Here is a 25,250-nt window from a genome sequence, read left to right as displayed (position 1 = left end):
TGATGTGTGCATGAGGAGGGAGGAATATGGGGTTCCAACCTTTGTAAACCTCGCGCTACGTTGCGCAGAATGTCCTCACAAATTAAAAAATGGGACAGATCCCAAAGGATCTATCCCATTTTTATTTACTTGCTGCTTCATCGACAATATGCCTACATCTCTACATGTCTAGATGACTAATTAATCTGTAAATCAATGCAGCTGTTTCTTCACGCGTCATAGGATTGTTAGGTCTGAATGTTCCGTCTTCATACCCGTTCAGCAGTCCCTTTTGACGAATTTGATCAGCATAAACTCGCGCATAATCCGGTATGTCCGCTGCATCTGCAAACGATTGTGCATGCGCGGCTGAAGCATTTTTACTCTCCAACACTCTGCCAAGAAGCGTAACGGCTTCTGCTCGCGTTACCGGTGTCTCGCTATCTAGTACAAGGCCATTATCCGTCTTGCGGCCTCCCATTATATTATGAAGGATGGAGGTATACATATACGGTTTAGCCCAGTCCGGAACCTTATTCCAATCTTTGAAATCACTTTCCAAATTACCCACTTGAACAGGCAGCTTCTTCGCTGCAAGAAGCAATTTAATAAATTCTGCCCGTGAGATACTGCGCTCCGGCTCATAGAATAAGCCGTTCCCTCTTGAAACGCCATCAACGATACCCAACGACTGCAGGGCATAAACGCTGGCAGCGGACCATCTATCTTTGGAGAGGTCAGTAAATTTGAAAGGAGCGTCTACATTGAATAGTGCATATTTGCCTAGACGATTAATATTCACTGCAACCTCGCCAGTAGCGGAATCGACAGTCCCCTGTACGACTTCCCATTTGTGCATATATTCATTGTATCGATAAACTGCCAAACCGCTCGAATTCTGAACGCGCCCTGTGTCATAGTGGAACTTCACCTCAACGGGCTTGCTCACATTCTTACCATTCTTGACGATACCCAACTCATAAATGCTAGTAATCGCTTTTTTGCTGCGACTTTCCTCGTCATTTATTAATTTAGTGGCATCGGTTACTTTACCAACGTACAATTTATCTGCTTCGCTAACCGTTCCTTTATTCACAGAAATGGTCACTTCTTCAACTCGCTTACCGCGCAAATCAGTATCCGGATAAAGATCGAAAATACCTGCTTCCGTCATCCCTTGCGTCTTCATTTGCTCAAGAGCTTGTTTGAGCTGCTCTTCCAATTCCTTATCCTTCTTGCCAACCTCGACAGGAGGAGAGGTCGGGGAAGTCGGATTCGGTTTGTCGGATTCATCTTTAGCATCTTTCTCGACTTTGATCGTCATACTAGCCTGCATAACCGTCTTATCATCCAACGTGTAGGAGGCAAGAATACTTACTTCGCCAGCTTCATGGACTGTCAATTTGCCTGACGTATCGATGGAGCCGATTGAACTGCCCTTTTCCAGTACCCAGTTTATTTTACTTGAATCGAGCACAACTTCGGTTCCATCTTTCTGAACGCCTGTAAGCTTAAGCTGGCGTGATTCCCCGGCTCTCATCTTCTCGATTTTTGGCGATATCTTTACACCAGTAAGTAGCATAATCTGCGGTTTCTTTTCTACCTTAACCGTGATTTCATCCTGTGTAAGACTTCCGTTGCTCAGCTTGTAGGAAGCGCGTATTTTTACATTTCCCTCTCCGTGAGCAGACAAGTTACCTTTACGATCGATACTCGCGATATCTTCGCCTTGCACAAGTTCCCACTTTACTCTGGTCTCATCGAGTATGACTTCGGTACTATCATCTTTGGCACCAATAAGATCTAGCTTAATTGAATCTCCAATATACATTTTCTGTACTTGTGGAGACAATTTCACTTTACTAACCGGTTTGATATCCGAAACATAACCAACTTTCACGACAACCGCATCCTGGAATGCATACGTGTCAGTCACCTGATAAGAAGCGAGAAGAACGACATCGCCTTCCTGATTGACTGTAAGTTTCCCGGTCGCGTCCACGTTAGCAATGGAGCTGCCCTCCATAAACTCCCATTTCACATATTCGGGATCAATGACCATTTCGGTCCCCGCAGCATCATTTTGAATCCCAGTAAGCTGAAGCTGTACAGACTCTCCGGCTTTCATTTTCTCCACATTCGGAGTCAAGTGTACTTTCTTCAACGGCCTAATCGCTCCGTTGATAACTTGCAACTGAGAAGTCGTCTTATTGCCAACAGCGTCAGTTGAAGCGATTTGAATTTGACTCTTGAACTGATTGCTTAACGGAATCGAAGTATGGAAATATCCTTTGTCGTCAGTGGTAACTTCCTGACCGTCAATAACCACCTTAGATCCCGCTTCCGTCCTTCCTAGAATCTCTGCCTTCCCGCCTAGAGCAATGGAATCTGTTGTAGGGTTATCCAGTAATAAGACCGGAGCTTTGGTATCCACGATGAACTTCAGTCGCTTCACCGTTATATCTCCATCTTTATTTTTGGCAACGATATCCACAATATGATTGCCGTCCGTCAGTTGGTACAGCATGAGTTCGTCTAACTTGCCTTTCATTTGTTTACTCGATTTAACAGCATCCACATAAATATCAGCCGTAACTTCTTCCTCCGCGCTAAGCTTGAGCTTAACATCGCGTTCCTTAACACCGAGCGTTGTCAAAGAGGTTATATCCTTGACATTTTTAACTGTTTCCGTATCGTTGATCGGCGTTGCTTCAGTCGTTTTCCCAACAACTCCGACAGTTATCTGCGGAGGATTCGCTTTTGGCAAATCAACCTGCGTGCTGATCGTCGTAGCTCCATAATACGTTTTGCTCTTCATACTATCTGTTGCATCAGCCTCTTTGCGTACTGGCGTAATGCCGATTTTATAAGATTTGCCTGTTTCTAGTCCCAATACTTCAGGCGTTTTGTTATTCTTACTCGGATCTTTAAAGAAATCTTTCGGTAGATGCTCTTTGTATGTGCCTCCGATGACTACATTCAAATTCCCATCTTTATCCTTAGTTGCCTTTTTCGCATCGACATAAGCCGTACCGAACTTCTCAATAGCCTTGCCGTTCGTGTCGAATACGTCAATGTTGTACCCCGTTGTTGCAGGGTCTACGCTAGCTGGCCAGCTCGCTCGCAGCATGCCGTTGCCGTTCTTCACGCCCTTCACCGAACTAACGGCCGCCGGAGCTTTCGGATTCACGATGTGCAGCTTCTCGGAGTCCAACTCGCTATAAGACATTTTCTTCGTTGAGAGACCGAAATGTACGTAGTAATCACCTGTCTGCATATCCTCTGGAATGGCAATTGTCTGCCCGCCTGTCTTCGGATCCACAGTAGCAATCACTCTGCCTACATTTTTCTCCTCCGTTGACAACGAAATAATTAGCTTTGACGCATCCTCGGCATTAGCGGATTCTTTGTAATGCTCACCGCTCCAATTCAGCTTCAACTTGTTGTCAGCTGTAAGCGCAGCGCTCGCACCTTTCAGCTTCGGCACGGGAAGCACCTGCGCCAACTTCGTTTCGACCTCTTGGTCAGAATTCAACGTGTATACACCTGCAGCCGGCTTCTCAAAAGCAATGACCATGAACTGCTTTTCCACACCAGCCACAGTTGCTTTACGAATGAAATAGTTTCCTTTCTCTACGAGATCTATCGATGCACCACCCGGATCTGTTACACTCACGTTGGGAAGGGTTCCCTCGTAGGCCATTTCAACTAAATAGCTGCTCGAGCCATCCATCGTAAACGCATGTGTCTTTTTACCATTCGTTACTGCAAGAGCTGAGCCCGTACCATAAACAGGAGACTCATTCAAGCCAAGGTTCCCGCCAAGTGATGCCAGTGTAGATGTCGGCTTCGAGCTGCCAATAATGCGCATATTCGTACCGTACACCATCGTGCCCTCTTTATCTCCGTCTTTGACTGGCATCTCGTATATGCCCTGAGGACGGTCCATGCGAGGCACGTATCGGGGATCAGACGATGCGATATCAACCCCTACCTCCAAACCTCCAGACCAATAATAATCGGCAGAAAGCTCGATAGACACGAGCAGTAGATTAATCTGTGCCGCCGCCCAAACTTCTTCATCGTTAATGCCCGCTGAAGCTTTCGCCAGCGTTTCTCCACCAATAAATGGAACCGAGTTCGGAATTTTCAGCTCAATATACGCTCTTCCGTCAAATCGTTTATCGGAAATATAAACGCTGCCGCCACCTTCAATTAACCCATCCAAAATATCGATGGTGCCTCCGCCCGTCACATAGAAGCTCTCATCTGTCCCTGTATCCCAGGAAGCCTCCAGATAAGCAGTTTTGAAGATTGGCAAGCTAGCAACGTCCAAATTACCGTCAATACGCATTTTTCTGCGGTTGAATTTACCTTCAAACTCACCCTTGAATACTTTAACTGCACTGATGTCGCTCAGCACGACAACCGTAAAAATTTCCGCTCCGCCATAATACGGATTGGTCAGTTCAGCCAAATTTTCTACGCCGCCGCCAAGCTTCGTGACATAAACACTGCCTGGAACAACAGGGATACCAGGATCGCCTTCGCCTGACAACACAAGCTTGTTTAAATACCACGTATCATTTTGGCGTTCACGAACAATTTCGAAGCTAACCTCCGCTTTGACAACACCTATTTCTGCAGATCCGTCTACATTATATTTGCCATTGAACGTGTCAACGCCTACTTTGGCTTCTATACCCTTGACCATACCGAAATTGGATAAAGATAGCTCCCCTTCTGCGATCAATCCTTCATACCCTTTTCTGGAGAAAAAGATATCTTTGGCATCAATGGAAAGTGCTCCTTTGGATTCCTCTTCGCCCTCGCCCTTCTTACCTCCCAGAAACGGTAATGACACTTTGGCGCCAAAGGAAAGCATATCTTTGTCCTCATGATTGGCCAGGACCAGTTCATTAATATCGATCGGCAAGCCAGACAGCATGACGTTCAGGAATTTGCCGACGCCATCCATATGAACAACGATCATTTCATCCTTCGCTTTTTCACGATCACCTTCCAACGTGTATTTGTGACCGTCCTCCAGCGCGATGGAGAAGTTGTCATACCAGAAATCAAAGCCGTTCTTGGCATTAACGCCTAGCAAGCCCTGCCCTTGAATATACACGTACGTTTTCTTCAACTGGTTCAATTGATCTTTATTCATGCCAGCTTGACCCGAGTTATAAGGGTAATCAATATCGAATCCTGTGTTTGTAGCTTTAAAGGCTCGGTCGAAGCCAAACTCGGGCAACCCCAGATCAGCGCCCATATCTGGAATCACATTGGTCCCTTGCTGAAGCGCTCCGCTTATAGGCTCCGGTTTCCATTGGAAGCTATCACCGAGTTCCGGATTCTTCTTGAAATCGAAATCGAACTTATGAGCAGGATCTATATTCAGCACCTGCTGCTTATTATCCGAAATAATCATCGGAACAGGCGAGCTATACGTCATAACATCGTTAATAATCGCCTTTTTGTGAGCGGAGTAGACCAAATACTTGGACAATTTCCCCGCAGGCGTGAGAACCTCGCGAATATCGCCTTTCACGGTCAAGAGCACGCTTTTCTCTGCTTTTTCGCCCTTAGGCAAGCTTGCTTTCAGCTGCTCAAGCTGCTCTTCATTCTTAAGCGGCAAGAGGCGATAGAAGTATTTCGGCTCTCCATTTGAGCTATTCAGCTCATAATCTTTGAGAACCGCCAGTATTCCGTAATTTCTGGAAATATATTTTTTGTCTTTGGAGAACATCAGCTTGAACGGCAATTCCGTTCTTGTGTTATCGTTCTTTTCGACAATAATCTTATACTCCCCGACAGGCAGTTCGTCTTCTAAAGTGGCCAAAATTGTCGTATCATCGGGCACCGAAATTTGATTGGACGGCACTTTGAATTCGTCCTTGGTTGCCGCATTTTGCAGCAGCAGCTTCCATTTATTCGTGTCCTTGAACATTTCGAAGCCCGTTCCTTTGATCGTGAACGAACGTTTACCGCTATAGTAGAGCTTGTCTGGACTCACGGTGTTGTAATGCGTCTTCGGCGGTCCTCCATCTACACTCGGCAGCAGTACAAAACGGCTTGTACTATAAATCTCGGAAGTGTTGACCTTGCCGTCAGGCTCGATATGCCTTTCATCGTACACATCAACCCGGTACTTTTCCATCTTGTAAATATCTTGCGGCAAAGCCTTGACTCTCCAAGTAAATGCTTGCTGCTCGCCTACTTTGAGAAGCCTCTTCACCTTCGTAGTTTCCTCGCCTTTAACAAGTTGAATCCCTTTTTCGAAGCTAATGGAAGCCGTTAAACCATAAACCTCCGTTGATCCCGGCAGGTTGTTTTCAACATAAGCCGTGATCTCAAATTCTTCTTCTTTATAACCATTAAAAGTATCGTTTACGTTCAGCTTGGAAATAGAGGACAGCTGCACATTATACGTGTACGCTTTATCCGGTACTTCCCCAATTCCGTAATACGTTTCAAAAACGGTTGTATCACCACTTGGAAGCGGGGTCGGATTCCAATAGAAGGCGACCGCCGTATCTTTCTTCCCGTACTCCGATTCAATCGTGAAGTTGAGCTCCGGCTTCACTTGATAGTCCCAGGCAGATTTGGATAATCCTTGCCAATGGCCAATGGTCATCGCATCGGGTGTTTTATTCCCCCATCCGCTAGTAAGTCCGTAGGAAATTACATTGGGAGCAAACTCATTGTCGCTTGCGCGCCAAATTTTGGGCACCTCACTACCTTTGAATTGCTTTTCTGTATCAATAAACTGATTCCCGATCTTAATGCCAGCGCCGTCGTTTGTTCCTGTCATGACATCCAGCAGAATGCGGCTGCCTACTTGAACAGAGGCCGATGTCTTGTTATTAACGGTGTATTGAATGAACACATTTCCGAAGTTGGGATTGCTTTTATCCACCACTAACTCCAACTTTTGTTTGATCTCCACGCCATCAATATCCCAGGTCGTCACAATTCCTTTCCCTCGGATTTCTGGTTGACCTTGCAGGGAAGCTTTTCTGGCTAAACTAAACCCGTAGCCTTCCCCGAAAATGTAGTCCTCATCATTGATCCGGAACGTCGTGAACGACGTGTCCGGACTCTTATTTTGGAACAATAACCATTTATCATCGTCGGCTTTTCTGAGCGGGTTGCCTGCCACGGTTTTAATCGTATAGTGCCCTTTGCCATCGACAACTAACTTCACAATGCCATTATCTAGTTCTAATGGCGCATCCTCCCCAGCAGCTCTAACAATGTCCACAAAAGGGTACATAAACAGCATTAACATCACTAATAAACTACTTATCCATCTGTACACAGTTTGGCTCCTTTCTTATTCGCTTCCAAGGAAGAAAATGTTGATGACAACGGTTCTTCGATTTAAATCCTGGAAATAAAAAGTGTGCCAGCCAGACTGCTTAGCCTGATACACAATTTCTTTAGCAACGGGCTCTCCATGAGCGCCATTTTCTAGAACCTCCGAGCTTAGCTTGAAATCGCCGCTTTTCAGAATCCCGCCCCCGGTTTTATAAGCAGCTTTGTATTGCTCAACGAAGTTAACCACCTTGAACGTGACCTGACTGCCTTCAACCATGTATTGAGCGCTAGGCTCGAACCGACCATTCACAAGGACAAGGAAGTCTTTGGGAGACAATACTTTGATAGGACGCTTCGCCTCGGCAACGTTACCCGCCTGATCCGTCGCACTGTACGTGACCTCGTAGTTGCCACCCTTGGAGGCATCCAACTCCGTTGGCGTAAATTTGACAGCATCGGCAGCTAGGGCGCCATCATGATCGTCATACGCTTCATAATCCTTCAGGTCGATTCTCTCGCCAGGCTGAAACACCATAAATGGATTAACAAATTTGATTAGAGGCGCTGTTTTATCAATGTTTTGAACTTTCGCGCCTACACGTACCCGATTTCCTGCTTCATCTTCGACGATGAAAGTAAAGGAACCGTTCTGTTTAAACACCATACTCGTCTTCTCATCATTATTAATAGCGATCAGCTTCTCGCCTTCTTCACCGTATACGGCAGCTGTAACATTTTGATTCGTAAGCTGCGTCATGTTGTATTTAACAGTGACAGTTGGAGCTGTCCGATCAATCTGATTCACCGTCGCTTTTACCGATGACCTGTTGCCTGCTTCGTCTTCAAGGTTGAAAATAAATTCGCCGTTCTCTTTAAACACAACCTGCTTGCTTCCGCTATTGTTCAGCACTTTAAAGCTTTCACCAGCCATCACCGTTGCAATAACATCTTTATTCGTCGGCCGGTCTGTGGTGTAAACGATTTGTCCAATCGGAGCTTTACGGTCGATGTTGCTCACTTGATACGTCATATCCACCGAGTTGCCTAGGCTGTCAGCAACCTTAAACGTATAGTCGCCATTCTCATGGGCCACGATCGTAGGCTTGCCGTCGTTATTCAGAATGTTTCCGCCATCAGGCAGATTCAGCGTTAAAGTGACATCGTTCTGTGTTGGTTTACTTTCCGACGCCACGATATACCCGCGAGGCGGAGTTTTGTCGATCCAATTCACGCCCGCGACAACGGTTCCTTCATTACCTGCTTTATCTTTGAACGTAAAAGTAAATACGCCATTTGACTTAAACGTATGCGTAGGGCCGCCTTCGCTTGTGATCGCTACAGGTTCGCCACTATCGTCAACCGCCGTTAACGTAGCGATCACATCCTGATTCGTCAGCGCTTTGACGCTGTAAGCCACACTGCCTGTCGGTTTCGATTTCTCAATATTCGCAACCTCGACAGGAATTGTGCTTTCGTTGCCTACGCGATCTCGCACGATGAAGGTAAACTTGCCATTCTCCGTAAACGCATAGCTTGCTTGACCTCCATTATTCATGATCGTTACAGGTGCCCCGCTGTTATCTACGGGAAGAATGGTAGCTGTTACCGGCTTATTCGTCATCTCCGTCGTATTGTATGTGACAGTTGCTGTTGGAATTTCATTATCAATGTTAGTAACCTGAGCCGTCATTGTGGAACGATTACCTGCGATATCTTGAAACTCGAAAGTAAAGGAGTCATTTTCCTTGAACAGGACGGTATTATTGCCGCCATTATTAAGAATAACGGTCGGTGACTCATCTTCAAGCACCAAGCTAGCGCTCACGCTATTTCTTGTCATGTTGGATAAGCTATACCGTAGGATCGCAACTGGCGCCTTTTTGTCGATGTTCCACACTGGAACTTTGACAGGCTGATCAGCATTTGCTCCGAGCGTATCTTTAATTACAAATGCGATATTCCCGTTATGAGAAATTTTATAAACGGATTCTGTCACAGATTGACCGTCCAATTTGGAGCTTACCAGATGTTCGCCCATATCCGCATCGAACACGAAATCAGTCAAAATGTAACGATTGTCGTACGTGGCAACGGTAACTGTCACATCATCTTTCGTTACCTCGTTGGTCGAGAACACGATTTTCGCCCTTGGCAGCATCGGATTGATGTGATTTACCACTGCCTCTGTGGCACCTTGATTGCCAGCTTCGTCCTCATACCTAAAGGTGAAAGAGCCATTCTCTGTAAACTCATGGTACGGGATACCCTGTGGCGTATTCAGCACACGAATACCCGGTTCGTCAAATACAAGATGAGCAGTTATCGTATTTGCCGTCGGCTCTAACATCGAGTACGTAACGGAAGCTGAGGGTGCCACACGATCGACAAGCAGCCTCTCGCTCGTTTGGATGGCTGTATTACCGGCCTGATCGACCGCTTTCACATGCAGATACCACTCGCCGTTTGCTAGATCTGTCCCTGAAATCACAGATTCGTTGACGGCAGATTTCCAACTGCTATCTGACGCCTCAGGCGTCCTTTGCGTATTCGTCCACTGGTACGAAACGCTAATGTCCGTCAAGGCTGTCATATTGTCAGTGCCATAGACGGTAGCGCTGACAGTCTGGCTCGGCTGAAGTCCCCAGACAGGAACGATTCGGATATTCGGTAGAACAGTGTCAATGTTCCCCACATGAACAGGAATCTGCCGCTCATTTCCTGCCAGATCGACCACTGTGAATGTGTAACTGCCATTTTCCGCAAAGACATGGCTGCTGCCGTTAGGTGTCTTGATCTCATTCACAGGTGTTGCATTATCGCTTAAGTTCACGAGACTAACTGTCACAGGGTGGCGGGTTGCCGCCGTTTCGCTATACACCGCATCAGCAACTGATAACGTCCTATCATACACGATCGACTTCGTCAGTTTCTCGCTGTGGTTATGAACCTCATTTTCAAAACTGAAAAAATAATCATAGGTTCCCTCCACGGTCGGCACATCAAGCGTGAAATCAGCTGCACCACCCGCTACTGCGCCGCTTCGGATCTCATTATGGTTATGATCCTCAATATGATAGGTATATGGCTCCTTGGATGCAGTACTAATATGAACCTTCACCTCAGACACATTCGTATGACTCGGCAGTTCAATTTGAAAATCGGAGATCTTCGGTGCTGCATTGCTTAACTTAAACACGCGAGATGTGGTGATGCTCTCGTTGCCAAAGGAATCTATCGCTTTGATATGAACATACCAATCGCCATCAGCCTTGTCCTTCGTCAACGTGTCGCCATTGTTCAAGCTAGCCCAGCCAGCGTCGGATGAACTAGGTTTCGTCCCTGTGTTCGTCCACTGATAAGAAAGCGCGGAGATCGTATTCACATCGGTTGCTTTCACGCTTACTTTAGCTTCCTTAACCGATTCCGTGAGAGAAGGCGCGTATTCGAACGCTACCTTAGGCGGCGTGTTGTCAACGTAAAAGGCTCTACTCTGAATACTCTCATTGTTCCAAATATCTGCTGCGCGAACGTGCAGGAACCACACGCCTTCCATCGGCTGGCTCTCGACATCCGTTGACACCTCAATTTGTCCCCCAAGATCCTTCCATTTGGGCTCCTTCGTGTCGGCATCTTGGCTCCAGTAATAAGATATCGGCTTCAGGGTACTGTTCGCGTCGAGAATGTGAAGCTGGGCTTTTTGCGTCTTTTGCTGCGTCATATTGCCATCCGGCGTAATCGTGATCTCCGGTGGTTTCGTATCCAGGTAATACGGTTGGGAAGTCATCTCTGCCTTATTCCCCGCGCGGTCAAATGAACGTACCTGCAAGGTATACCTTCCGTGTTCTGGGAATTTCGGCGTCTGTACGGGTTGGCCATTGAGAAACGGAAGCCAGGACGATTCGCTGATTTCATCATCATGATACAGCCACTGATACTCCAGCCTTGTATCGTCAGGACCGGCATGCGCATCGGTCACATTCACTTGTGGCGTAAGCGTGCCTTCATACTTATCGCTGCCATCACGCCGCAAAGAAATACCCGGTATGATATTATCAAAACGAATCACTGGACTCGTAACCCGATTGATATTCCCAGCCTTATCCGACATCAAGACGGTTACATACCAGTTTCCATTGACCTTATCTTTGGAAACTGATGGAATTTTACCATCCATTATGCCATAAGTTACCCATGTGACGGTCTTCTCTTCTGGGGACTGAACCCATGCGTACTTAAGCACATCTCCCTCAAGACCTGAACCTTTCTCAATGACATTCAGCTTTACTGTATGCTGACGCTCATACGTTCCTGCGGTATCGGGAATAAACTCTACGGTCGGCAGCTTTGCATCGACGCAGATCGCTTCACCCGCTAACGAAAGAGGAGGGTTGTAGCCATTCTGTACGATTGGCGTGTTTCCAAAGTCGTCTGTAATCCCTAAATTTTTGACAAAGTCCTTATAGGCTAGGTTGTTACCCTCGTCTTCAGGCTGAACAACATATTCATAGGTAACTACTTTGGAGCCGCTGCCCGATTTATAAACAGCTTCCTTGCCATTGTTGAACGCAATGTAACCCGCGGTGCCGACGACGACATCATCCAACGTCAGCTTGATCGTGAGCTTGTCTCCTGCTTTCAAATATTTCGTTCCTGTTGAAGTTGTGACCTCAGCATCGTTAATAATCGGCACAATACCGTCAACCTGCAGCTTGCTGCTGTCTAGTTGGTTATAGTAACTGGAGCCCCCTGTGTAGTTATAAGCAGTGTCATATTTACTTTTCCAGTTGTAAGGATTTGCATCTGTGCTACCAAGCATCTGATTGTCTGACGGATCTTTCACGTTAGATGGAAGGGTACCACCGATCTTATCGTCTCCGCCTTGAGGGAGCTCCCATTCATTTTTGGTCCTAACGCCTATACCGAGGTATTTCCCCTGATTGTAGGGCATCTTACCTACATCGGTGCGCGTCATATCGTCGGCTACAACGGTATAACGGAACGTGATTTCTTTGGAACCATTGCCCGCGTAATAAATCGCCTTCTTGCCTGTATTCATCGGCAGCTCGAAGGAGGTGTCAATCGTCACAGCCTCATCGAAGTGAAGGACGATATCGATCGATTCGCCAAGATGGAACTTACCGTCACCAGCATTCGGCAAGGCAATATATTGCAAGCCAGGCCCTACGCTATCCACCAAAGACAGTTTGATACTCTCAAAATAGCTGAGTGGCGTTCTTACATCGTCAAGCACGAATTGAAGCACGTTCTCGCCTGGTTTAAATGCGTTCCATCCTGATGTTATTGGGTAGGGTACTGCTAACCCTCCATCCTCGCTATTCTTGGATCTAGCATATTTCTCTCCGTTAGCTACAACAATCATGGTGTCATTATTATCGATTCTTGCTACCGTGTCGATTCTATATTCCAACTGCCCCATCTTGGCAGAATCCACCATTTCAGCGGGTAGATCGGATGGACCGATGACACCGCCAAGAGCGAACCCATCATCGTCTTCATCGTCTGCAATTTTGGCTCTTAATTGAAGATCATTAGGAAATTTAGGTTTATAGCTTTTGTTTGCCTGTAAATTTGATTCATCATAGCCATCGTACTCTGAGAACTTGCTGCTGTAATTAACATACTGAAGAAAGTTATCATCTGCCCAAGCAGGCTTAGCCTCAGCCTTACTAGCTAAAGTCGTTTGCATGCCTAGCACTGCCAGCATAGCAACTAACAGCGAATATTTTTTTTTCAACCTATCTTTCTTTCTTCTCATCCGCTTCTGTCTCATCTCGCTTCTCCTCTCACAAGTCCGTCTATCATTTTTTGATATAGTACCTCATTCATAGGTCTATTTACCCAATTCACCACCAACCCAGCGATATATTGAACATTATTTAGGTATATTACTACATGTCACTCACAAGATTCTCACAAAAACGACAAAAAATCGGAATCCATGCCGGATCCGAGTCTAATTTCCTATGTATTTCAGCTGCACGAACAACTTTTTCCTTTTGCTGCTGACCATTCTACAATCTACAGAAGTAAAAAGAGCAAGGAGCTTCTCTTCTCCCTGCCCTACAATTGTCGCTCCGCTTCCTACCCTTATTCCAAATAAGCGGCTACTTTGCTTCTCATTTCCTTCGACGGCTCCATCCCCAGTTCCCTGAGATATAGGGCTTCGAAACGGGCAAAATGCTTTGCGATTCGTTCTCTTTTCCCGCTGCTCGCATAGATGTCCATTAACAATTGGTGCATCTCTTCATTTAAGGGGTACATAGACAAGTAAACGTCCAGCTTCTGTTCAGCCTTACTCCATTCTTTTCCATCCATATCTCGTTGAATCAGATTGCGAACAAGCGATGTATACTGTTTATAGTACCCTTCCTCCAGCTTAGCCTTCCATAAATAATCTTTCCGTTCCAAAAGAGGGCCGCTATACAAGGAACAGACCTGTTCCGTTTTTGCTGTGTCCTGCATGCCTTCCCCTAGCGCCAAGTCACTTTTTTGGAATTCCAACAGATCATACATCGCATTCGAAGTATCCAACATATACCCCTCATTCGTTTTGATAATATCCATGCCGATTTCTTGCTCCTTCATAATCTTCTTTAATCGATAAATGGTATTGTGCAAATTATGTGAGGCCCGATCTTCAAGCATATCCGGCCATAAAATATCGGCCAAATGCCATTTATTTATATCTTGACCTGGATGACAGAGGAAATAAGCAAACAGCTCCTCCGTCTTACGTGTTGGCCATCGCACAAGCGCGCCTTCCATATTCCAAACCTCGAAGCCTCCGAAGCACCGAATCGAAGGTTGTTGAGCCTGCTGCTCTACCACAGCGGTTCGGTTAACCAGCTTGATCAAACGATTCGTAACTCGCTCAATAGCAGTTGGCGTTACTGGCTTCAGAATATAGTCAAAGGCATATACCTCAAAGGCATTCAAAGCATAATTTCTGTGAGCCGTTGTAAAAATAATTCGTGTCTGCTCCGAGATTTCATTGATCTTGAGCGCGAGCTCAAGCCCATTCATCTTAGGCATCTCCACATCAAGGAAGGCAATATCAGGTTGAAGCTCAGCCAAGCTGGCTAGCGCTTCAAGGGGGTTAGTAAAGGCGCCAATAATCACGCAGTGCGGATTCCGCCCGATAATGACTTTCATTAATTCAAGAATCGGTTTTTCGTCTTCCACAATAACAACGTTAAACAACTTTCCCCCTCCTTTCATCGATGCTTTCATGATCAGGACTAGCCAAAGGCAAATACATCGTTACCTTCGTTCCACGCCCCATCTCTGAGCTGACATTCATTGTAGCCCCTGGGATCGAATCTAGACGCCTGTGGATATTTGAGATGCCAATGCCACCCATTCCTCGCTCACCACTGGCAATCTGATAAAGAAGATCATCAGGAATCCCAACGCCATTGTCAGCAACCGTGACTTGGATGTAACGATCCCCTTCCTGAATAGTCAGCGTAACCTCACCGTAGCCTTCCTTTTCGAACAGTCCATGGCGAATTGCATTCTCAACAAACGGCTGGATACACAAAGAAGGAATGGCTGTATGCTGTACACTTTTATCAACGTGACAAAAAAAGTCGAATCGCTCCCCGAAGCGTGCCTTCTCGATCTCGACATACGCTTCAATCAGTTCTAACTCACGATGAAGGGGTACGAACAGATGATTGCGATCCATATCTAGAATGTAACGTAAATACTGGCTCAATTTAGATAATAAATAGGCTGCTTTTTCTCCGTCCGTATAACAGAAGGAGATGACGCTGCTCAGCGCATTATATAGAAAATGCGGCTTAATCTGGGCTTGATGAAACGCTAATTCATTACGAATTGCCTCTTTAATCGAGTTTTTCATTGCTATTAGCGTCTGAATTCTAGCTATCAGCGTCTCCGCTTCAAAGGGTTTGGTCAAATAATCATTCGCGCCAGCCCTAAAGCCGAGTGTGATGTCTTGCGAAGTATCCTTGGCCGTAGCGAACAAGATGGGCAAATCGAGAATCGAATATTGGATGCGCAGCAGGCGGCAGAGCTCGATGCCTGAAATGCCAGGCATCATCACATCCAAAATGACAAGGTCAATTTGTGGATGTTCTTTTATTTTGACCATTGCTTCATTAGCCGAGAATGCTGCAATCACATTATACCGATGCCGCTTCAATATGTTTAGTAGTGTATGAATGTTCGAAGCCTCATCATCCACAATCAGTATCGTATACGCATGCTGTTCAAGTATATCGAGGGAGTAAGGATCTTCAAAAATCCTTTGCAGCTGCGGATCGGTATGGATATGGGTGGGAGCCTGCTGTGTAAGTAAATGCTCCTCTACGCTTGGCAGCGAAAAAGTCATGCGTGTTCCCTGCCCAACCTCTGACCAATCGATCCAAATCTCTCCATCCATACGCTCGACAAGCTTACGACTTATAAACAAGCCTACTCCCATCCTCGTATAGCCATCATTCGGAAGAACTTGATCAAGCTGCTCAAAATACTCAAAAACCTTCGAATACTTTTCTTCGGAAATACCAATTCCCGTATCCTCTACGGAGATGTATACCTCCCCATCAGCGATAGTTGAACTCACGCGGATTGTACCTTGATCCGTATGTTTGATAGCATTATGCACAAGATTGTACATAACTTGGCGCAACCGATTTTCATCTGCATGCACACATATATTCGCGGGGATCTGATTGACCAGGCGGACCGATTTACCTAAAAGTTCAAATTGCAAAACGTCGAATACAATCTGCGTCAGTACTTTTACATCTACAATCGTTAATTGCAAATGCAGTTCACCATGCTTCAAGCGGGTGACATCGATCAAATCGTGCATCAACATCGAAAGCTTGACAGACGTATCCTTGATCAGCCAAAGATTTTGCTTTTGCTTGGAAGAAAGATTATGTTCATCGTCATCAAGTAAATAGGACGTTATGTTCATAATCCCATGCAACGGAGTCTTGATTTCATGTGAAGTGTGCTTTAAGAATTCGTCCTTCAGCTGATTGGAAACCGTCAGTTGCTGCATCAAAATTTCAGTCTGCTCATAAGCATTCGTAAACCGAACCGCTAGCAAAATATTCATCAAGGCAATGAAACAAACAATGCCGACTTTACCTGTCAGATCTGTAGCGACCAGATTTTCTGAATACAAAGTCCCATCCACGAGATAAACCAGCAATGAAATGTTCGAAACAATAAACAACAGGAGCTCTTTTCGTTTGGACGAGCCTCGCTGTGTTCGGCCGTACAAATAGATCATTCTACCTAGAATATAAATGGGAGCAAGCCCTAAATAAATGAAGAATACACTTCTAAACTCATTGTACACGGAATAAGGCAGCACGATTATTAAGGCTATGTAAAGCACAAGCGGAGATAATAACCATCCCTTCCTTTTCTGTGAGATAAGCCGAGTGTCGATAGAGCAGAAAAACAAAATACTTAAGACCGCACTCGAAAACTCACTCACATCCAGCGCCTTGTAGGCAAAATCAAAAGGAACGTCTGGCAGCAGTCTCTGAAAAATCTTCTCGCCAAACAGTAAATGGATCAATGAAAGGGACAACATGTACGCACCGCTGAGCAAATAGGTTTTCTCTCTTTTACGCAGAAAATAAAGACTGAGATGATAGGCCCCGAAGATAATCAGAATAAATATAGCCGCAATATCGCTTCCGATGAGTATGCTGTTCAACTTCGTAATATCTTCATGCCAGCCGAATTGGATGGAGTTAACAATACCGCCGTTTACAAACACAAAGTTTGACACTTGAATAATGATCTCAATTTCTTTGGCATCTGTATGAAAAAAAGTGCTATACGGTGTATTCCCCGGTACATGCGCTTCCTTATCTGCTGCAGGGCGCCCGCTCATCCCCTCTAGCTTTCCATCAATGTATAACCGATGAGACATTCGAATACTTCTCAATTTCATGCCATATATATCGTCCGTAGCATGCACAAGCACCTTGAGTCGATAGGTCCCGAAGCCTTTTTTGCTCATTCCCCCATCCTTGGATTTCCCTTTCCAGGTTCCAGGTACAGATAAATACGACGCATCAGCGCGCGTTCCTTGAGGAAAATCAGCTGGACTCAGCAGCTTACCTTCGTAGAACTCCCACTCGCCATCCAGACTGACCAATCCCATCTCACGGAAATCCCAGCTTGTTAAATCAAGCACCCCCCGCTTCGCAGGTTGCATGTCCCGATTAGGTATGGTCTGAGAATAAATGCCTATGAATAACAAGATAGAGAATGAAAAGATCAAACTGATTCCGATGAGTTTGCGAAAACTCTTCACGATTAAGCACCCCTACCTTCAAAATTCGACACCATTCATTCTATCATTTCACACTCGCAAAAAACTCACAAGACCTCATCTTGGTTTCGGATTGCATTTCCTCGTTTCCAAAATAATTGAGACAAAAGAAAAAGCATGCTCAACAGTGACTCACTGTTCAAGCATGCTTTTTCTCTTAATTTAGAAGATTAATTCATCTTCCTTTCTCCACCTTCAGCTCGACGCTCAAAGAAATGATTCGTAGATGCTTCTTCAATGTGCCCAAAAGCCCAATGCTTCTGAAGAACGTCGGACCAAGTAGGATTCGTTATGCCATACAGAGGGCCCCTTGTCAGTAGGCGATTCAGAATAGCAACAGCTTCTGCTCTTGTTAATTCGCGGTCTGGCTGGAACGTCCCATCCGGGTAACCATCCATTAATCCTGCCGCCATGACTTGAGCAATAATAGCCTCGCCCCAATGTCCTCGAATATCCGCTGTTTGCGCAGAAGCTGGCTTTTCCAATCCCGCCCATACAGTAATGATCGAAGCCATTTCAGCCCTTGTAATCGCCCTTTCCTGCTGGAAAGGGCCGTCCGGCATCCCTTTCATCAGTCCTGTGCGCCCTACATCCATAATATCTTTATAAGCCCAGTAGTCTTCGGTCAAATCCGCATAGGAAGACGACGTTTCACTAGATTTCCCCTCATACACACGGGACAGCAGAGCAGCCATCTCGGCACGAATAATTGATCTTTCTGGTTTGAACGTGCCATCGGGATACCCATAAACATAACCGCGATGCTCGCTCTTATTTGTAACTGTCAAATGAAAAAGCTTTTTGCGAGCGTCGCTTTCGCCAGTGCTATCACCCGCGTACATGACAGTAATATGATCCCCTGGTCGAACAGATTGACCCAGAACGAGTATAATTTTCCCTTTTTCCAAAGTGATCCCAATAATTTCTACCGTCTTGCCATTGATTTCTACGTCAAAATTTTTGTTCGCTATGCCTTCATTTGAGCCATTATGCTCGATGACAATTCGATTCCCATCCGTAACCGAAGCTGTAGTAGATTTCTCGTCGGCTGGCTTAGTAGCCGGCGTTGGATTAGAGCTGGAGTTGTCTGACTCTGAGCTGGACACCCTATCGAGCTGTACTAATGTGAAGGTGCTGAACTTATCAACTTCAATTTCAATGCCATATGGCTGACCTGATTGATAAACGATCTTGCCGGCTGTAAGCTCCTTCTCTCCGTCGCTATGCTCAATAAATACACGCAGCACGTTCAGAAAAGCACTTTGATTCGACTGTGGAACAATGCCGTTGAAAGGAATGAGCAGCTTTGTTCTAAAGTTGCTATAATTTGTTTCGATCGTCTGAGGGATGCCGACAATCGAGATGCTTCCTGCTCCGGCAGCTTGTCCGACAAGGGGTTCTCGCATAACTTGATTGGCGATAACCTGGCGTTTTTGCTCATTTCGAATAGGTACAATTCGGAAATACAAATCCATCGTTTGTTGTCTCATTCGTTCTAAAACAGACTGATTTAAAGTTAATACCGCTGTTTCACTTTCAACCTGAAGGGACATATTGGCATTAGCCAGCGTTGAAACACTGCCTGGAGTAAGTTCTACGGCTAGCTCATCGGGAATATCGCCCGGGAGATGATCCATGACGATACGGGAAACCCGCTCCCCCGTCACTTTGCTCCGATCAATAACCTGATCTACGACAGCTTCGCCCATGATCGTTTTATCAATTCGCGTCTGAATGAAATTACGACATCAAATAGGCTTATAGTTGTGCTGCTGTCAACCCGAGCGATGTTCCATCCGACAGAACCATGAGACCCGTGCAAGCGGCTGCCGCAGCAGCTACATAAATATTGGACTTTGATAGTCCGAGTATCGTCGCCGTTGTACCGAAGCCATAGCTCGCGAAAATGACGAAATTGTTCGCAATTGCGACCCCATTCGGATTGTTATTGCTATCCTTTGGGGCACAGCAGGAAATTATCGCAAAGCTCAAACTCGATAGCGTCGTTAAAACCTGGAAAAATATCACTACATAAGGACTGATCTTATCAGTGAATGCACGCAAACCACCCCGTAGATTGACGTTAAAGTATTTCATCGCTTTGGACACAATAATCCAGATTGAACCACATAGGACAGACCCGAGAGCAAATATGGTTTGCAACCCCCAGATGCAAATGCCCGCAGCATTAGCCCAGCCTCTGCGCCACTCTTTACCAAACTCGCTGAACCATACTGGCGGAATCAGTGCTGTACGAAGGAGCGGGGCAAAGCTAAAAAACAAATTTAAAAAATCAAATGCGCCCATCGTACTATCTTGATTCATATCTTCGCTGATCTGTTTTAATTTGGCCTTCGTTCTCTCAGATTGTGTCATGTTATTCCAGTTCGGATACTTCGAGGTATCCATCGGTTTCTTCGAGAATTTATTAATCCTTCCCACCTTGACCATGCTTGAGAGGAGACTCACCGTGTCTGAAATTGTAATCCATGCGAATCCACCGACTTGCATATACTTATTGATTTGGATGAGATCCTGATCGAGTTCTTCTATGGGATCCACCTGGGTTGTATTCACAGACTGAATGCCGCGAACGCCATTAGAGAAGTATGATTTGGTGAATTTATCTCTCAATTGGAACATCTTGTCGTAATTCACGGAAATATTGAAAAGTCCGTCGAAAATGTTCAAACAGATTGCCATCACAAGCGATAATAGATCGATCAAGGTAAGCTTTGAGCCGGTTATAAACTCATACAGATCAGATACTACTGGAATTTGCAGCTCCATCTTCAGGACATCAGCCAATGCGCCGACAATATCTCTCAGCACATCGAATAGCACATTCGTGGCAACCTTAGCGCCTTTCACTGTTGCCGATAAAATGAGGTCAGTTATGTCCACAAGTAAGGAGACACCTTCTGTATACAGGCGAGAGGGATTGGAAGCAATTTGGGAAACTCTCGACTTCAAATCCTCAAAGCTTGAATCCTCCTTGATCTCTTTAATGGAAGATTTCAATTTATCCAAGATGGTTGCACCGGAGTCACTTAATGTATCCGCCTGCAAGTCACTGTTCACATCATTCCATCGCTCATTCGGGTTTATTTGTTCATTATTTGTGCCCAACATCCCCATAAGTGGATTCATTATGAGCGCGAAGCGATTGTCTCTTTGAATTAACTTGTATTTAGATTGCTCTTCTTTGAGCTTATTCGTATTTGCATAATAGGGTTGTTCCTTCAATTTGCGGAAGCCCTCTGCGCGATAGTCATCCAGCGTCTTCCATAAATAATCCGCCTTGTCTTGAAAAACTTCGATCATGGTACCCATGGAATCGAAATAGCCAGTCAAGTAACTTTTATACGTATCCTTTGCCTTTATAATATCACTCCAACCGATTTTGTCAGCGACGTATTGGATCAATTGCTTGGCTTTCACGCCAATCGTATTGAATATTCCTGCAATGGCATCAACCACTTGCCCAACGTGCTCAAAGACGACTTGAATGCTTCTTTTGATGCCATCAACAATAGCCGTGAAGGTGGCTTTTACGGCATCGACAACTTTCTCGACGATCATTTTGGTAACTTGTACTGCCTTTTTCACAACACTTGCAACAAATTGCCCAGCACTCCAAATCCAATCCCAGAACCCGCCGAGCAGGTTTGTCTCGTTTCTCGTCGCTAGCGGGATGTTGGAGAATTCGTTTGAAGTCATATTTGTAAAATCAAACACAACAAAGGGAAAGGAGTTCTCTAAGCTTTGAATTTCTCCATGCAGTCTAGTATTAGAAGCGATATTGGCTGATGGAGGCTGATTAGCGATTGTGATACAATTTTGTACACCTTGAACGACCTGCTGCAACGCCTCCGTATTTCGGTATTGATCAGGAACAAGATACACGCCGTTTTCCTTTGCTTGCATCAGATCATCCGTTGTTAGAGCCGATAATCTACGTTTTATATCCTGATGCGGGTCAATAACCATCTCTACTTCGGGTCTACGAACAGGTCTTGCTTTAAGAGCGAATGTATATAACGATTCCGCTTGCAGGATGATCGAGATGGTACCGTCCATCAACGTTGGCACTGTCAATTTCCCACCTGATCGCAACAGATGCCTTTTTTGGTTAACCAGCAGGAGCGTATCTTTTTCTGCCTCGATTTCGATCATTTCATTTGCCAAAGGATTGTCATCCTGATCAACAACGAAAATCTGCGTGGAGTACGACAGAAACTCCTGCGCCGCTTTTACCTTCGCTTCAAGACGGATTCTGTCTGAGCTCCAGTATCCTGTGTTGCGATTGCGACGGACTCGGTGGATTTCCTTTTCTTTCAATGCTAGCAAGTTCGTTTCCCCGTTCCAAGAAGGGCAAACAATTAATGAACTGCAAGGGACTCCTACGTAAGCAGGAAGTTCCCACTCTGCAAAGTCATACGATGCGTACTGTAGTTCATCAGTCTCTGTTGTTAAAAAGAGCTCGATTCTTTTATCTACGATAGCCCCCTGTACGCTCTTAAACGTTCGATCAAAGAGCGGCGTCCAACTAGTTTGATCCGGGTGATGCATAAATTGCTCGAATTTACCTTTACCGTACTGTAGCTGTCCGTTTGAGTCGATCATGAACATATGAATATTTTGCTCATAATCTTCGATTACAGCACCACTCCGAATTCCTTGACACGGAAGCAGGATCTGGGCTTGATCCAATATAATATCCGGAGCGTTGTTAAGCTCAAGAATTGCATACAAGCGGCCTTGCTTAGATAGATAATAAAAATCTGGTGATATTCCTTGTTTAGGTTCCACATAATACTCAGGTTCTTGGCGTTCAATGAAAGAGCCCAATTCTTCATTCAAAATCATTTCAAAATATCGCATGCTTTCCATGTCATACCCTATAAGTCTACGAAGTTGTTCAGCATATAGGTAAACGATCGTTTGATGCGAGCCTTCGTGCGTATGCGAGTATAATTGCTCGAACTTACTGTTAATCAGCGTAGACACCCGCTTGGACACGGTACCCTCTTGATGATGTACGCTCCATACTGCTAACTCGCGTAGGTTATTAGTAGTCTGACCGAGTGTTACAAGTTCATGTCCTTCTGATCCGCTATTTTTGCTATAATACAACTTTGTTGAAATAGCTGGAATATGTAAATTTTCTTCCATCCAACCCGTGCCATTGCTTTCCTCGCGAATACGGAAGGTTAGTCCATTTGCTTCAGGTTGAATCGGGTTGGATAAGCTTGTGTAAAATGCAAGGCTGCCATCCGGTTCAATTTCTCCAACGATTTGATTCGATTCCGCCTCGGTTAACGGTTCATAGAATGAGGTCCAATAGTGCTGCGTAATTTGAGATTGATTGGACAGTGTAATCATGGGGCTGTCATCGAAAAGCGAAGCGCCACCGCCTAAATGCACGCCTGCCTCTTGCGGACCGGTCGCTTTCTGAAAGTTAAACCAACTAACAATGCCTTGATGTATGGGTACGGATGATTCCATCTCCTGCCGAATTTCTTCTTTCGTTAATGCCGCGTCCCAAACGCGCAGCTCGCGTATATCTCCTCCGAAGCTTGCATGTTGACCATTGGCGTTGTACCCTGCGCCGATCATGAATGGTGAATGTTTATATCCAGGGATCGACGTAGAATACATCTCTCCCTCAAGCACGCCGTTAATGTACAGACGGCTCGGAAAACGTTGAGGCCAAGGGCCGCTGATCGGTGCCTCATAGGTAGTCGCAATATGATACCATTGGTTGGGTTGCAAAATGGTTTCACTGACAGCCACCCAGTCCTCTACATTGCGATAGGCATTTACCTTGCGAGTGTTTCCGTCAATATATACGAGGTATTCGACATCAGACACACTGTCCGACTTAGCCCATAATGTTCCACCTTGTCCATGTTCATTCATTCTGATCCAAGCAGCGAAAGTGTAGTTGCGAAACCCCTCAAAGCTTAGTTCTGGCCGACCTCCGCACTCAACATAACCGTGTTCCCCTAATTTTAAATACATCGAATCATTCCTTTTCTAAATAAAAGTAATTGTGGCTCACTTGTGATTTTAGGGTGTAATCCCATATGCTTCCATACCTAAAAAGTGGTATCTTCTCCAAATTGGTGATAAATCCCAGAATGATGTCGAATTATGGGTTATACTTACACATTCCCTCTGTTGTATTTGGACACCCATTGAAGGTGCCCTCGTTTGTAATTCTTGTAATACGCCTATCTGTGAAGAAGGTAAACTGAACGCAAGGCTCCTAGTATCTAAAGCGTATAAATGTGGCTTTAACGCCACTCCTTTGCAAAAAAACCACCCTGCGATATTCGCAAGGCGGTTGGGGCCATGGTATAAATACTACTGTCTGTGCGTCATACAACCATTTAATCTTTTCAATCTTTATGATTGTAATGCTAATCTATTAGCAAAATATTCATAAGCGATGATCAAAGGGGTCATCAAGTTCTTTCAATTTTTTAGGTAACTTCGTATCGATAATCTTGAATTTACGAAGTAACTTGAATAATTCCTCATCAAACTCATCTATTTTTCCAAACGCATGTAACTTTCCACCATTTAAGAAATACAACATTCTACTTATCGAATTCACCCTATCAGCGAGATTTCTTCTGCGTTGTGCTTCTTCCTTTGAGATATCCTCAAATTCCATAATCCCAACTGTGCCATCGTCTTGATCTAGTAATTCTGTAAGCTCTTTAACAACGTGAAAATGATTTCTGGTACGTTGATATTCCATATCCAAAGCAAAATCATGCGTAAGGATTCGTTTTATCCGTAAAACTAATTCTTCATATGCTAACTCCTCATACTTGTAACGCAGTTCTCCTTCATGCGGATTGTACCAAAAATAAGTCTCATGCTGATTGCCTTCATCGTCTGTGTAAGTATCGGGAATTTGCTCTGTATCTCGTTTTGATAATCTTTCCAGATAATTAATCTCGATTTTAATTTTCTCTACTTCAGTCAACTCTTTTTTCTTAAAGTATTCTTCATCAATTCTGAACAACTTGGATACCAGAGGAAGCTTATCCTTGGGAATCGGTCTTCTGCCACTTGCCCAATCTGCTATAGCCGAAGGGGTCATATTAAGTCTCTTGGCAATATCGGTATATGATGCTTTAAATGCCTTCGCGATAAACTCAAATCCTGTCATGACTATCCTCCAGTCGTTATGCGTAAATTACGCACTTCGTTAAGAATATAACACCATTGCGTAATTTACGCAATAACTATTTTCCAGATATTATTCTAAAAATTAATGTAGCGATACAGCGGCGGACAAAAAAACCGCCAAGCGATGGTTGCAAGGCGGTAGATCATTATATCTTATATCTTATTTCTTATTTCTCATTTCTCATTTCTCATTTCTTGTAAATATCTTATTGTGGATTCTAGCATAGAATAATACTCATCTTCTTCAATTTCGTCATTAAAAGTAAGCAACTTTTCTTTCTTTGATGTATTTGTTCTATTAAGAGTTTCCAAAAGATCATCGAGTAATCCTATATTTCCTTTCCAATATTCTGGAGATACCTTGTTTAAAGAATTGACAACTTCACCATCA

7 protein-coding genes are annotated in these 25,250 nt (G+C 44.8%); all 7 read right to left on the bottom strand.

The annotated features are described in order from the left end of the window. Positions 1 to 160: 160 nt before the first annotated feature. Positions 161 to 7,303, bottom strand: a complete 7,143-nt coding sequence (locus GK047_RS01600; protein WP_163940428.1) for an S-layer homology domain-containing protein — start codon at positions 7,301 to 7,303, stop codon at positions 161 to 163. 15 nt (positions 7,304 to 7,318) lie between these two features. After that, the gene (locus GK047_RS01595) at positions 7,319 to 13,093 is read right to left on the bottom strand and encodes an Ig-like domain repeat protein (protein ID WP_163940426.1); all 5,775 of its coding nucleotides are present in this window, start codon (positions 13,091 to 13,093) and stop codon (positions 7,319 to 7,321) included. 317 nt (positions 13,094 to 13,410) lie between these two features. Then, positions 13,411 to 14,523, bottom strand: coding sequence for a response regulator (locus GK047_RS01590; RefSeq protein WP_163940424.1), 1,113 nt, complete (start codon positions 14,521 to 14,523; stop codon positions 13,411 to 13,413). Further along, entirely contained in the window at positions 14,516 to 17,635 is a 3,120-nt protein-coding gene (locus tag GK047_RS01585) for a hybrid sensor histidine kinase/response regulator (protein WP_346010269.1), read from the bottom strand. The genes GK047_RS01590 and GK047_RS01585 overlap by 8 nt, the downstream gene beginning before the upstream one ends. Before the next feature lie 188 nt (positions 17,636 to 17,823). Beyond that, positions 17,824 to 19,362 (bottom strand): S-layer homology domain-containing protein, encoded by a 1,539-nt coding sequence (locus GK047_RS01580; RefSeq protein ID WP_163940422.1) that lies wholly within the window; start codon positions 19,360 to 19,362, stop codon positions 17,824 to 17,826. Between the two features lie 49 nt (positions 19,363 to 19,411). After that, positions 19,412 to 23,677 carry a LamG domain-containing protein gene (locus GK047_RS01575; protein WP_163940420.1) on the bottom strand — a complete coding sequence of 1,422 codons (4,266 nt, stop codon included), beginning with the start codon at positions 23,675 to 23,677 and terminating at the stop codon, positions 19,412 to 19,414. A gap of 421 nt (positions 23,678 to 24,098) precedes the next feature. Next, the gene (locus GK047_RS01570; RefSeq protein WP_163940418.1) at positions 24,099 to 24,839 is read right to left on the bottom strand and encodes a helix-turn-helix domain-containing protein; all 741 of its coding nucleotides are present in this window, start codon (positions 24,837 to 24,839) and stop codon (positions 24,099 to 24,101) included. Positions 24,840 to 25,250 lie beyond the last annotated feature (411 nt).

The sequence above is a fragment of the Paenibacillus sp. SYP-B3998 genome (assembly GCF_010820665.1).
GTDB lineage: Bacteria > Bacillota > Bacilli > Paenibacillales > NBRC-103111 > Paenibacillus_E.
The sequence above is the reverse complement of the archived record's forward strand: the minus strand, read 5'-3'. Positions and strand labels throughout refer to the sequence as shown.